General features: G+C 52.7%; 12 protein-coding genes. 4 read left to right on the forward strand and 8 right to left on the reverse strand.

Features of this window, described 5'->3' with window-relative positions:
- Nucleotides 1–2 precede the first annotated feature (2 nt).
- The 4 genes from IAE30_RS04870 to leuE form a co-directional block, all read right to left on the reverse strand.
- On the reverse strand, nucleotides 3–764 hold the full coding sequence (locus tag IAE30_RS04870) for an ABC transporter ATP-binding protein (RefSeq protein WP_200677742.1): 762 nt from the start codon (nucleotides 762–764) through the stop codon (nucleotides 3–5).
- The gene (locus tag IAE30_RS04875; RefSeq protein ID WP_200677740.1) at nucleotides 764–1,609 is read right to left on the reverse strand and encodes an ABC transporter permease; all 846 of its coding nucleotides are present in this window, start codon (nucleotides 1,607–1,609) and stop codon (nucleotides 764–766) included. Before IAE30_RS04875 ends, IAE30_RS04870 begins: the two co-directional genes overlap by 1 nt.
- A 61-nt stretch (nucleotides 1,610–1,670) precedes the next feature.
- Nucleotides 1,671–2,657, reverse strand: a complete 987-nt coding sequence (locus tag IAE30_RS04880) for an ABC transporter substrate-binding protein (protein WP_200677738.1) — start codon at nucleotides 2,655–2,657, stop codon at nucleotides 1,671–1,673.
- A gap of 336 nt (nucleotides 2,658–2,993) precedes the next feature.
- Nucleotides 2,994–3,632: a leucine efflux protein LeuE gene (leuE, locus tag IAE30_RS04885; RefSeq protein ID WP_200677736.1), complete on the reverse strand. Its 639-nt coding sequence runs from the start codon at nucleotides 3,630–3,632 to the stop codon at nucleotides 2,994–2,996.
- A gap of 219 nt (nucleotides 3,633–3,851) precedes the next feature.
- Here leuE and IAE30_RS04890 point away from each other — a divergent pair, with 219 nt between their 5' ends.
- Both IAE30_RS04890 and modA read left to right on the forward strand, forming a co-directional pair.
- A complete protein-coding gene (locus IAE30_RS04890; RefSeq protein WP_200677734.1) occupies nucleotides 3,852–4,922 on the forward strand; it encodes an ABC transporter substrate-binding protein in 1,071 nt (356 codons plus the stop codon).
- Nucleotides 4,891–5,604 (forward strand): molybdate ABC transporter substrate-binding protein, encoded by a 714-nt coding sequence (modA, locus tag IAE30_RS04895; protein ID WP_200677732.1) that lies wholly within the window; start codon nucleotides 4,891–4,893, stop codon nucleotides 5,602–5,604. Before IAE30_RS04890 ends, modA begins: the two co-directional genes overlap by 32 nt.
- A 17-nt stretch (nucleotides 5,605–5,621) precedes the next feature.
- On the opposite strand, the gene IAE30_RS04900 is transcribed toward modA, so the two are convergent.
- Both IAE30_RS04900 and IAE30_RS04905 read right to left on the reverse strand, forming a co-directional pair.
- Complete coding sequence (locus IAE30_RS04900) at nucleotides 5,622–6,959, reverse strand: DUF4105 domain-containing protein (protein WP_200677730.1); 1,338 nt, start codon at nucleotides 6,957–6,959, stop codon at nucleotides 5,622–5,624.
- A 316-nt stretch (nucleotides 6,960–7,275) separates the two neighbouring features.
- The gene (locus tag IAE30_RS04905) at nucleotides 7,276–8,163 is read right to left on the reverse strand and encodes a LysR substrate-binding domain-containing protein (protein WP_200677728.1); all 888 of its coding nucleotides are present in this window, start codon (nucleotides 8,161–8,163) and stop codon (nucleotides 7,276–7,278) included.
- A 91-nt stretch (nucleotides 8,164–8,254) separates the two neighbouring features.
- Here IAE30_RS04905 and IAE30_RS04910 point away from each other — a divergent pair, with 91 nt between their 5' ends.
- Entirely contained in the window at nucleotides 8,255–9,229 is a 975-nt protein-coding gene (locus tag IAE30_RS04910; protein ID WP_045815615.1) for an AEC family transporter, read from the forward strand.
- A 4-nt stretch (nucleotides 9,230–9,233) separates the two neighbouring features.
- Here IAE30_RS04910 and IAE30_RS04915 read toward each other — a convergent pair whose 3' ends face one another.
- Both IAE30_RS04915 and IAE30_RS04920 read right to left on the reverse strand, forming a co-directional pair.
- Nucleotides 9,234–10,385, reverse strand: coding sequence for a dienelactone hydrolase family protein (locus IAE30_RS04915; protein WP_370585426.1), 1,152 nt, complete (start codon nucleotides 10,383–10,385; stop codon nucleotides 9,234–9,236).
- A 108-nt stretch (nucleotides 10,386–10,493) separates the two neighbouring features.
- Nucleotides 10,494–11,372, reverse strand: a complete 879-nt coding sequence (locus tag IAE30_RS04920) for a LysR family transcriptional regulator (RefSeq protein WP_200538439.1) — start codon at nucleotides 11,370–11,372, stop codon at nucleotides 10,494–10,496.
- Nucleotides 11,373–11,492: 120 nt separating this feature from the next.
- Between IAE30_RS04920 and IAE30_RS04925 the strand changes: the two genes are divergently transcribed.
- Entirely contained in the window at nucleotides 11,493–12,344 is an 852-nt protein-coding gene (locus IAE30_RS04925) for a Vmh family MBL fold metallo-hydrolase (protein ID WP_200677726.1), read from the forward strand.
- The last annotated feature ends 173 nt before the right edge of the window (nucleotides 12,345–12,517 follow it).

Below are 12,517 nucleotides of genomic sequence, written 5' to 3' on the forward strand. Positions count from 1 at the left end.
TGTCAGTGCGTGAATTCGTGTTGGTGAATGCGGCTCAGTACCTGATGCTGCAGCTCGATAAATTCCGGTACACGATTGATACCCTCATGACGTGGGCGCGGTAAGTTCACCGCGAAGGTGGTATCGATTTTCCCCGGGCCCATCACGACAATGCGATCTGATAGCCTGACGGCTTCCTCAATATCGTGCGTGACAAACATCACCGTCAGGCGATGCTTTTCCCAGATCTCAATCAGTAACTGCTGCATCTGATGACGTGTCATGGCATCCAGCGCGCCAAAAGGCTCATCCATTAACAGAATTTTGGGGCGGTACGAAAGCGCGCGGGCGATAGCCACACGCTGTTTCATCCCACCTGAGAGCTCGCTGGGCCAGCGATCGGCGGCATCACCGAGTTTCACCAAATCCAGGTGTTGCTGCGCAATTTCCCGGCACTGGCTGCTGGGTGTGCCCGCAGCCTTTAAGGCAAATTCGATATTGCCGCGCGCCGTCAGCCACGGCAGTAGTGTGTAAGATTGAAATACTACGCCGCGATCCAGTCCTGGGCCGGAAATCGGTTGCCCATCCACCAGCACATCGCCACTGTCAAACTCTTCCAGACCGGCCGCAATCGATAGCAGTGTGCTTTTGCCGCAGCCGGAAGCCCCCACAATGGAGACAAACTCGTTGTCATTGAGCGTCAGGTCGATACCGTGCAGCACGCGACGACGAGATTTCCCCTGTGCGAAACTCTTTTCCAGTTGATTCATCGTTAAGCTCGCCATCAGGAACGCCTCCGGTTGTAACGGAACAGTACACGCTCAGCAGCGCGCATGATTTGATCGGTAATCAGGCCCAGCAGCCCCAGCAACAGGATGTAGCCAATGATGGTGTCGGTCTGGAAATAGCGTTGGGAAACCACAATCCGGTAGCCCAAACCCGAGGTTGAAGCCACCAATTCTGCCAGCACTAACCACGTCCATGCCCAACCAAGGCTGATGCGCAATGCATCCCAAATCGCGGGTAAAGCTGAGGGGATGACAATTCGCAGTAATATTTTGCGGTCGGATAAACCAAGGGTGCGACCCAGCCCAACGAAATCAGGTGGAACGCGCTTGATGGCATCGATCATCATCAGTACCTGCTGAAAAAAGGTACCAATCCAGATCACGAGGAATTTTTGAATATCGTCAGTGCCCGTCCATAAAATGGTCAGAGGGACGAACGCCACCACCGGCATATAGCGAATAAAATCGACCAGAGGTTCGACTATGGCCTTGAACAAACCGTAGCAACCCGCCAGAACCCCAATGAAAATCGCCATGATCGAGGAGATAGCAAACGCAATCACCATACGATACAGGCTGCTGGCGATATCACTTTGTAACGTACCGTTCTGTGCCAGCGTCACCATCTGATGCCAGACGCGCTCAATACCCGGTAGAAAAATAGGCTTGATTGCCCCTGAGGAGGTAGCCAGCCACCAGGCCAGAATCAGACACACGAACACCAGAATCGCGATAGTTAAGAACTGGGCTCGCGTTGGCTCTTTACCAATAGTTAAAAGATGACTCCGACGGCGTTTTTTCTGCGCTTGCCGATTAACCCGCTGCAACTCAACTGAACTCATGCCCCCTCCTGATTTCCATGCCTCTTCGCTGGATAATCCAGCAAAGAGGCGGTATCAACGCTTACTGCTGATTGGCAAACTCTGCATCAATAGTTTGAGCAGGCGTCACCGGTTGGGTCACAATCCCGGCATCCGTTGCCGCTTTTAAAATATGTGGGAACGTTTTGCTGGTGAAATCATGTGACAGGAAGGCTTTGTTTTCATCTAAGGTAAAATATTTCACTCCATCAAAGGCGGTATCGAGATCCGCGGGCGTAGCGCCCACCGCTTTAGAAATAATGGCGCGACCTTCAGTCATATTTGCGTTATAAAAATCGAGCGCAGCACCCCAGGTTTTAATTAATGCTTTGATTTCATCCGGGTGGCTTTTAATAAAATCATCACGCACGACCAGCACGTCACTGATTAAACCTGGATCGGAAGATCCGCTATACAGCATTTTAATATTGGGGTCTGATTTCTTTGCCACGCTGAGGTACGGCTCATAAGTCACTGCTACGGGGACTCGTCCAGCAAGGATGGCGCTGCCAGCGGAAGCTGCAGGCATCGGCACAGGTTTAATATCACTAAAGGATAATCCTGCCGAAGCCAGTGCGCTGCGCAACAAAATGTCACTGGTGGTGCCCTCTTCATATGCCACCTGTTTGCCTTTGAGATCCTTGACGCTGCCGATCTCTTTGCTCGCCAGAATGGCGTCTGCCGTGTTGCTCTGATCCAGCACCAGGACGATTTTTACCGGCAGCCCGGCAGAAATCATCCCCATTGCGGTGTGCGTGGCGATGTTAGCGGCATCAATCTGACCACTCGCCAGTGCGGCATTAATATCTTTGTCCTCGGCGAAGTTGATGACTTCAACCTTGTTCAATCCCGATTTGGCAAAAAGGTCTTTTGCCGAGGCGATGTGCCACTGACCGTAACCCAACCAGGGTTCAACCCCCATTTTTACCGGGGCTGCTTCCGCGGCATAAACAGAATGCGCCGCAAGTGTGAATAAACCTAAGCAGCAAACATGAGAAACCGATTTCTTCACAGCATGGAGAGAAAACATAGTTATTTCCTTCTGTTATGATCATTGGGTGTTAGCGATAAGTGATACACTCATGTATATACAAGAATATGCAAGAGTGATGCCAGTTAAATAGCCGCTGGTGTCCGCAGTGGTTAATGTTTTCTGCGCCCTAACGGTGCACGCGAATAGTGCACTGCACTATGGCAAACAATATCCTGCAGATGAAGGACGTCGAATAATTAAAAAGAAAAAAGCTGGGCGGGTCACAACAAATTTAGGTGGGAGTAGAAAAGCCAGGAATGATTTAAATGCTACCCGAAAAGGGAAACAGCAGGTTTTCCTGCTGTTTCCTGAAGAGTAGCGATGGGAATAAAATTAACTTTGTGCACTCATCAAGCGCACAGCAAAACCAAAGAACAGCATGCCCGTCAGCATATTGCCCAGCTTGACCAGACGCGTGCGATTCTTCAGGAAGCGAACCATCACACTGCCTGCCATCAGTAAAATCAGGTAATAGCTCAGGCTGATCACTTGAATCATTGAACCCAGCACCGCAAAGGCGGGCGCAGTATGCGTGACAGCCGGATCAATAAACTGAATGAAAAATGAGACATAGAACAGTATGGCTTTCGGATTCGTCACGCCCAGCAACAGCGCACGCAGGAAATAGTTCTCGACTTTGACGGCATCAGCGGGCTGATGACCTTCACGTTTGCGCAATGCACCCAGAATAATCTTTACACCCAGATAGAGCAGGAACATTGCGCCTAAATACTTCACCACCATAAAAATGTGCGGACTGGTGCGAATCAGCGTGGCGACACCGGCCCAGGCAAGGAAGATCAGAATCAGGTCACCCATCATCACCCCTGCTATCGCCTTAGACGCCGCTTTAGCACCGCGGCTCATCCCGGTACGCAGCACGTATAAACTGTTCGGGCCGGGCAACAGAATAATCACCAGCGCACCCGCCAGAAACGTCCAGACATTAATAATTCCTAAATCGTGCAACATAACAACCACTACTCCACCGCCATGCAGGTTGATTCGCCCGATGACTTTTGTTTTGATTTGACAGGTGAAAATTGACAGCGGATCACGCTGCAATTGGGCCGATATAGTAGCAGATGACGCTGTGCCATGTCCTCCGACGACTGCGTGCCGCATAATCAGTCATAGGCGTCTGCAAATTAGCGCTATATAATCCTGTGCATTACGCTGCAGGAATAACTCATGAACACAACGCTTAACCGCCTGATTCTGGCGGGCTTACTCACCTTTACCTCTTTAAACACCTTCGCCAGTCGGGTGGTGACCGATCAGATTGGCCGCCAGGTGACGATCCCTGATCAGGTTGATCGCGTGGTGGTACTTCAGCACCAAACGCTGAATCTGCTGGTGCAACTCAATGCGACCGATAAGATCGTCGGCATCCTCGCGAACTGGAAGCAACAGTTAGGTGATGGCTACGCGCAACTGGTGCCAGAGCTGACGCAGAAAGCCATGCTGGGCGATCTGACCCACGTCGATTTAGAAAAATTGGTGGCGCTGCATCCGCAGGTGGTGTTTGTCACCAACTACGCGCCAAAAGAGATGATTGACCAGATTTCGGCGCTGGGCATTCCGGTATTGGCGATTTCTTTACGCCATGACGATGCGGGACAACAAGGCAAGATCAACCCCAGCATGCAGAATGAGGATCAGGCCTACGATCTGGGTATCACAGAAGGCATTACCTTGATTGGCGAGGTGGTGAATAAGCAGCAACAGGCAAAAGAGCTGATTGCGGCGGCGTTTGCCGGACGTAAACAGGTGAGCGATCGTCTGCAAGGGTTAACTGAGCAACAGCGTGTTCGCGCTTATATGGCCAATCCGGATCTCACCACTTATGGTTCTGGCAAATATACCGGATTGATGATGTCGCACGCGGGCGCCTACAACGTCGCGGCATCGACCGTGCAAGGTTTCAAGCAAGTGAGTATGGAACAAGTTGTGGCGTGGAACCCTCAGGTGATTTTTGTCCAGGATCGGTATCCGCAGGTGGTGGATGAAATTCAACAGGACCCTCGCTGGCGCACCATTGACGCGGTGAAGCATCATCGGGTTTGGTTGATGCCAGAATATGCCAAAGCCTGGGGCTATCCGATGCCAGAAGCCATCGGCTTAGGCGAATTTTGGATGGCGAAGAAACTCTATCCGGAAAAATTCCGCGATATTGATATGCAACAGCAGGCTGATCGCTGGTATCAGCATTTTTATCGGACCGCCTATCATGACAACGCTACACATTCTGGCAGCCGGTAGCCTGCGCGGTGTCTGGCCGGATCTGATGACAGCCTTTCATCATCAGTCTGGCCTGACGACCGACACCCAATTTGGACCAGCTGGCCTGCTTCGGCAGAGGATTGAGCAAGGTGAACGCTGCGATCTGTTTGCCTCCGCCAATCTTCATCATCCGGCCACGCTTTTACAGCGCGGCCTGGCAACCGACACCGGTAAGTTTACCGCAAACAGCTTATGTTTGACCGCCAGGCGTGACGTTGTCACCAAAAACAGCACCTGGCTGTCACTTTTACAACGTGACGATCTGCGGCTGGCGACATCAACGCCGTTAAGCGACCCTTCCGGTGATTACACCTGGCAGCTATTTGGCAAGATCGAACAGGCTTATCCGGGCTGGGGGGAACGTTTGAAGCAGCGCGCGCGTCAGCTGGTGGGCGGCATCGATAGTCTGGCTGTCCCAACGGGCGAACTGGCAGCACAATGGTTAATCGACCAAAAGCACGCAGATCTCTTCATTGGCTACGCCAGCTATGCCCCACGCTTAATTCATCATTCACATTTGCAGGTATTTCTCATCCCTAAACCGTTCAACATTCAGGCGGAATATGCCTGGGCAATGCTCACACACTCAGCCGCCCCCCTCGCCACCTTTCTCAGTAGCGCAGCGGCCAAAACCATTCTGCGACAACATGGTTTTACCTGAGTTCTACGTTCAAACAGTTAGCGTAACAAACTGCGCACGACCATCCGTGCGCCCAGCATTTCGACTCTCAAACGGTTAAGGATTTTGCGATATCGGCTGGTTTGCTCATTGGCTTCCAGCACCCGGCGCAGCAAAATGCAGTAGTCCATCACCAGTCCTGGCGTCCAGGTCATACCCTCAGCACGACTGCGTACCAGACTCAACAACCAAAAATCGGGATTGAGGAGAACCCAAAGACCTTTTAAACCCTGTTCACCTAACAAGCCTTCAGTGGCTACATCCAGTGCCTGTATTACGCTGGTCGAACAGTTGCGTGATGTGAGGTTATAGCGGGTATCCGTTGCATTCGTGCGCCAGTAATTGCGCAATGCTGCCTGATTGTAGTGCGTGAGAACCAGACGTTTATCCGGACGACACCACCTTTTGATCTCACTGTCCAGTGATGGCAGCAAGCAGCCCTCAACGTCAAACTCCTCTTTTGCGCATAGCGTTTGCAGGAAACCGCGCAAGCTGCGCGAGACGTCATCAACCGGGTAAAGACTGATATAGAGTTCTTCCCCCATCTCTAAAGACGTGTGACCGGTTGACACTTCACCGCGATGGTCAATCGCCGCTACCCAACGGTCAAACCATGGACGACGTCCGGCGACATCGCCCGAACCCAGCGGCGTCCAGATGTAGACATTGAGCGGCACACTGGCATGCCCAGCCTGCAGCGGCGGATGTTCATAATTCAATCCATGCCGCGCACGCAGCCCTTTGCGGGTAAAGAGAGGCAGTGCGGTAACACTGGTGTTGTCTGGCAGCGCATGAATTTGCGCTCCCATAAACAATAGATTGATGCCCCAACCTGCCAGCAAAAGTGCAAAACACAGTGGCACAATCACATGCGGTGCCAGCGGCCAATGGGTGGCAATCAGGACACTGAACAGGATTTCTGCGCATCCCAGGCCGAACTTTCGCGTCCAGCGTCGGCAGCGCATCAGGCTGCATGAGATAACACGAAAACCGCCATCCAAAAGAAAAATCAACGCATAGCCCAGTGATAAACAGAAGCTACTGTCATGCGGTGCAATGAATACCAGGACGCCAAACAGCATCAACCCAGCAGATTTCATCAGGAGTGGCCAGGCAATACCGGCGGGTGAATAGATTGCCCCCATCGCTTCGGCTAACCCTTCTACCGCCAGCAATACCCCTAAAATATGCAAAGGTAACGATAAACTTCCATGTTGCAACAAATCCATAGCGATCCCGGCGCTGGCACTCGTGCACAGCAGGCCAAGCCCGGCGAGATAAGGCCAACCCGCTCTTAATGCCGGTCCACCCATCAACAGAAATAATAGTCGCAGCAAAGCTACTCTCCAGCGGATAACACACAGCTCAGTACGCTCTGTAGACGCGGGCAAATAACAGGAGTTCTGTCGGGCCTCGGCAATTCTGACTTCGTTTACTGATGGTTGTGACTGTGAGGGCACTCTACGTGGTGAAGATTAAAATTGGCTTAATGATAAAGTAAATATTGGCTCATTTTTTGAACAGCACGATGCCGTATTTGTGGCGATTTCAGGCTGAAACCGCCACTGGTTGCTGGAAGTTTAAATTTCTAATTATCTGATTTAATTGTTGATAGTGGCTGGAACGCAGAAGATCATGCGGCTGGCGTCGATTTCACACCGGTGCATGTCGCTGAATGAGCAGTTTTATAAAACTGTTGAGGCAGGGATTGCGGTTATCACTGCTCCAGGCAACGGCGAGATTGACCTGTGGCGCATCCGCCAACGGTTTGAAGACGATGCCATCCATTTTGAGTTGTTGAACAGACGAAGGCACCAATGCCACATAACTGGCGTCATTGACCAGGCTAAGCATGGTGTGTTGCAGACGAACTTGCAGACTGACCATAGGTTCAAAACCATGAGCCCGGCAATAATCCATGATCACTGCGGTTAACCGGCTCCCCGCGCTGGCGGAAGTCATCACAAAAGGATCCTCGCGCAGATCTTCGATCTGCAATTTCCGACTTCTCGCTTTAGGATGTGTGCGCGACATGGCCACACATAAAGGCTCGGTCAACACGGTTAATGTCTGCATGCCCACGCGTGCACTTCCTTCCACCAGTACCGCTAAATCGACTTCACCAGCCAGCACTTTATCCGGCAGGTCTTCAGTGACCGCCTCTTCCAACTCCAGAGCAATATTGGGGAAGTGATGGCGGATCAATCGCACATATTCCGGGATCACGCTGTGTGCAGAGTACATAGTGAAACCCACGCGCAATAAACCCGATTTGCCCGCTGCGGTGTCACGCGCCAGTTGTTGCGCCTGCTGGAGTGATTCGAGGATCTTACGTGCATCCTGGTAGAAGCTCTCACCGGCGGGCGTCAGCATGAGCTGGCGCGTATTGCGTTCCACCAGCTGTGTACCCACCGCTTTTTCCAGTGCAGCGATATGGCGACTTAAGGACGGCTGTGACAGATGCAGACGTTCCGCGGCACGGTGGAAATTTTTCACTTCTGCCAGCGCGATAAAATACCGCAGCGGCTTCACATCAAGCATGATTCATTTTCCGTATCAATCCCGGCCAAATTTGCTATTGGATCTGCATCACTAAAGGCACTAGAGTCCTTCAGCTTACTGGGAGGACACAATGATAGCTACGTTTCTGATTCTTTTGCCGGTTTTCGGCTTGATTGTGGCGGGATACGCTTGCCGCATGCTGGGTGTATTAGGGCCGACCTCGGCGACGGAACTGAATAAATTTGTGGTCTGGCTGGCGCTGCCCGCGCTGCTGTTTGACATCATGGCACACACGCCATGGCATACCATTTATCAACCGGGATTCTTCTGGGCGTTTGCCCTTTCCTGCGCCGCGTCATTTGTTATCGTGTTTGCCTGCCAAAAATTCAAAGGCAAATCCACTGCCGATGCCAGCGTCGATGGCGTTGCCGCCGCCTATCCCAACACCGGCTATCTGGGTTTCCCGTTGTTGTTACTGATTTTTGGTAAAAGCAGCCTGATCCCGACCACCACGGCCACCATTGTGGTGGCGTGTATCCTGTTCGCAATTGCCATCGCGATGATCGAGATTGGTTTGCAGAGTGAACGTGAATTTCATCGCCTGGCGATCAAAGTACTGCGCGCCATTCTGAAAAATCCCCTGATCATCTCGCCGCTGTTGGGCGCAGCGTGTTCCAGCTTGAATTTGACCATGCCAGGCAGCGTTGAAACTTTCTTGAAATTGCTCGGCGGCGCGGCCAGCCCTTGCGCGCTAGTGTGTTTAGGAGTGTTTCTTGCCAGCCGACAAAAAGCCAGGGTGAGCGAATTGCCCACTGCGGCCAAAATGAGCCTCACCACGGTGGGCCTGGTGGTGGTTGCCAAGTTAGTGATGCAGCCACTGCTGACCTGGATCTTAGCCGTTTGGCTGTTCCATCTGCCGCAGGACCTGACCAACATGGCGATACTGCTGGCAGCACTGCCCACCGGCACCGGCCCCTTTATGCTGGCAGAATATTACCGACGCGATGCACAAATCACTTCTGGTGCAATCCTGATCTCCACGGTGCTGTCGATTGTCACATTGGTGGCGATCATGCACTTTATGCAGGTGACGCCGATCGCATAGTGTTTCATTTCGCCGCTGAGCGCTGATCTCCAGCGGCGTAGACTGTGCAAGCCGCCTCTCCTTTCTCACGGTACTGCTCGCAATACGCCAGCGCTTCATGGTTCGCATCCTGCTGGGTGCGAGCCCAGTGGGCGCTTCCCCACACACCTTCACCATTGCTGGCGAACGCTTTTTCATAGCCGCGATCTGACAGGTAATGTTTGAACGCCTGTTGACCTGAAGGGGTCAATCCTGCCGGTGCAGCAAGCACGACTTTGGAAATCGACACCACTTCATGGTTCGGCAAATGTTGCTGGCTCAGAAACGACGAGACGCTGCGCCACCAGAATTCCTCTGGTGCAGAAATCAGTAAATCGTGTCCATCGTCACCGAAGGCCGGCAGAGTGACCAGCTTCCCCTTAGCGTCTGCGTGACGGTAAGCCTTAAACATCTCCTTGCCAAGCTGGGGTGAAAACGACTGATCATTGGCGGAGTAAAGCCAGAGCGTTGGGATGTGTGCGGTTTGACCATAAGATTTTAGCGCCGCCAGCAGTGAGGTTTTATCACAAACCTGGCCCTCACCCATGGCACCGCGCCCCCCTGAAAAGCTGATAATAGCCTGTACGCCGGGCGAATTCAGGGCACTGGCGGCGAGCACGCTAAATCCACCGGATGATTGACCGACAAGCACCGCTTGATGTTGTGCTGCCCATGGCTGTTCACGAATCGCCACCAATGCCGCAAGGAGATCCTCTCGCGCCAATTTCCCTGCTAACGCATGTTGCGGATGGGCGCAGCTGTTGCCTTGATAATCGTTGTGGCCGGTCGATTGACCATAGCCCTGACGCATCACCACCACAGCGGCATAACCGTGTCGGGCAAAGGTGATGGCGGCTGCAGAGAATCGGTTTGGAGTGAGCTGTTGGCGATCGCTTTGCTCGTTACCATCAGTACCGTGAGTGATCAGCGCAATCGGGAACACGCCTGGGGTATCGGGTCTTGTGACATACGCATCCAACGCCGCGTGTTGCCCGTTCGGCAAGGTTACGGTTAATGTGAGCGGCTCACGTATCAATCCCGCGAGTTGCGGAGCGCCGGTTGTCTGTTCAGCGTGACTCAGGCAACTGCTCCCCAATAAACCGATGATGAGAAAACTGCTTATAAAATACCGGCGCACCAGTGAATACTCCCTTATTAACACTCAGTGGTTTTTTTCGGGCGATACTATCACCTAATCTGGAGATAAAAACTGTACAAGGCCTTACTTGAGATCCAACCCCATATCTTATGAAGCCAGCTGTTGCTGCACCGCATCAAGAAACAGCCGCAATGCGGCGGGTTGGCGCTCGCGCGACATATACAACCCATAAATACCCAGGGTTTTCGGCGTATAGTCTGGCAGCACGCACTGCAACTGACCGTTGGCTATTCCGATACGCGCTTCCATTTCTGGCACCATGGCCAGGCCGCATCCGGCGATGGCTGCATCACACAATACTGATGAGATACCGGCGCTGAAGTTGCCGCTCACAGCGGTCGTCAGCGCATCGCCATTGGCATCGTTGAACTGCCAGCTCTGCCCGGCAAAGCGACTGTAGTGCAGGCAGTTATGCTGACCCAAATCCTGCGGCGTTTCAGGGATGCCATGCTTGCGCAAATAATCGGGTGCCGCGCACACCACGGAAACACACTCGCCAAGACGGCGGGCAATCGCGCCCGGTTCCGGGTTGTCCGTAATCCTGACCGCCACATCAATGCGCTCACCCACCAGGCTGACCGGCTGGTTGTTGATTTCTAACTCAATGCGCAACAGTGGATAGCGAGCCAAAAATGCCGGGATCATCGGCCCCAGAATATGGGTCGCGGTGGAATGCGCACAGGCTACGCGCAATGTCCCTTGTGGTTCCCCCGGCTCACCCTGCCCGGTGATCTCATCAGCCAGGCGTGCCAGCATGCGGGTTTTCTCCAGCACTTTTTCCCCAGCTGGGGTGATGGTCAGGCGACGTGATGAACGGTGCAGCAAACGTGCACCCGCCCATTTCTCCATTTCATCCAGATAACGACTCACCATCGGCCGGGAGATAGCCAGCGCTCGCGCCGCAGCACTTAGGCTGCCAAGTTCGCAGATGCGATTAAAGACCGATGCCGCTGTCACTCTGTCCATCTGCTCTCCATCTGATCGTTTTACGAAACTGACCATCTCTATTTGCGGTAATTCTAGCAGACAGCAAAATCCTTACAATGGTGCGCTTACCGGCCATGTTGGCATTGAAAGGAAAATGAGATGAAGATGAAGTCACTGACGTTGGTGCTGACACTGGCAGCCAGCCCAGCATTTGCTACCCCGCTGCAGCTGGCGGTTTACAACCCACAGGAACAAGGGGTGTTTCCGGTATCGTCAACGCTGATTACCGGGCCACACGAAGCGCTGCTGGTCGATGCGCAATTCAGCCCGAAAGATGGCGAAAAACTGGTGGAGATGATCAAAGCGAGCGGTAAAAAACTCACGCAGATCGTGATTACCTCAGGCGACCCTGACTTCTACTTTGGCCTCGAGCCGATTGTGAAGGCCTTCCCACAGGTAAAAATTGTTGCGTCACCAACAGTGGTTGAACACATCGAGGCCACCAAAACGGCGAAATTAGCCTATTGGGGCCCGAAAATGCCGGGCGGCGCGCCAAACCAGCTATATGTCCCGCAGATTACCCATCAGAATTCGTTTAGCGTGGATGGCGAACGTATTGAACTGCGCCATGCGGATGATAAATCCGCCTATCTGTGGATCCCCGCCAACAAAGCCGTGTTGGGCGGAACCGCCATCGCTGGTGGCATTCACGTCTGGACTGCAGATACGCAAACACCCGCCAGCCGTGAGCAATGGCGCAGCGTGCTCAAAGAAATACAGCAACTCAAGCCGAAGGTGGTCATTCCAGGGCATTACATCGGCGCACGTCCGGCGGGTGATAGTGCGGTAACATTTACCCTTAACTATCTGCAAACTTTTGAACAGGCACTTCAGCAACACAAAGGTTCGGCAGAAGTGATTGAGGCGATGAAAAAAGCCTATCCGAATTTGCCCGATGAAAGCTCGCTGGAACTCAGTGCCAAAGTGAATACCGGCGAGATGAAGTGGTAATCACTGTGATGTGATGGGATATCAGGTCGTTGTAAATAGCGACCTGACCTTATCACCACACATGATGTTAATATCTGAATGACTGCAATCCAATCCCATTTTACTTAATAGTCAAATCCAGCCTCAACTGTTAATTTCCCCGAGCCTGCAACATGTTTATTATTCTCACAAAA

Origin of the sequence: Pantoea sp. S61 (assembly GCF_016625145.1) — a bacterium.
GTDB lineage: Bacteria > Pseudomonadota > Gammaproteobacteria > Enterobacterales > Enterobacteriaceae > Pantoea > Pantoea rwandensis_B.

Coding starts and splice junctions, on each gene's coding strand:
- IAE30_RS04870 (WP_200677742.1), bottom strand. CDS start 764: ATGGCGAGCTTAACGATGAATCAACTGGAAAAGAGTTTCGCACAGGGG.
- IAE30_RS04875 (WP_200677740.1), bottom strand. CDS start 1,609: ATGAGTTCAGTTGAGTTGCAGCGGGTTAATCGGCAAGCGCAGAAAAAA.
- IAE30_RS04880 (WP_200677738.1), bottom strand. CDS start 2,657: ATGTTTTCTCTCCATGCTGTGAAGAAATCGGTTTCTCATGTTTGCTGC.
- leuE (WP_200677736.1), bottom strand. CDS start 3,632: ATGTTGCACGATTTAGGAATTATTAATGTCTGGACGTTTCTGGCGGGT.
- IAE30_RS04890 (WP_200677734.1), top strand. CDS start 3,852: ATGAACACAACGCTTAACCGCCTGATTCTGGCGGGCTTACTCACCTTT.
- modA (WP_200677732.1), top strand. CDS start 4,891: ATGACAACGCTACACATTCTGGCAGCCGGTAGCCTGCGCGGTGTCTGG.
- IAE30_RS04905 (WP_200677728.1), bottom strand. CDS start 8,163: ATGCTTGATGTGAAGCCGCTGCGGTATTTTATCGCGCTGGCAGAAGTG.
- IAE30_RS04910 (WP_045815615.1), top strand. CDS start 8,255: ATGATAGCTACGTTTCTGATTCTTTTGCCGGTTTTCGGCTTGATTGTG.
- IAE30_RS04920 (WP_200538439.1), bottom strand. CDS start 11,372: ATGGACAGAGTGACAGCGGCATCGGTCTTTAATCGCATCTGCGAACTT.
- IAE30_RS04925 (WP_200677726.1), top strand. CDS start 11,493: ATGAAGATGAAGTCACTGACGTTGGTGCTGACACTGGCAGCCAGCCCA.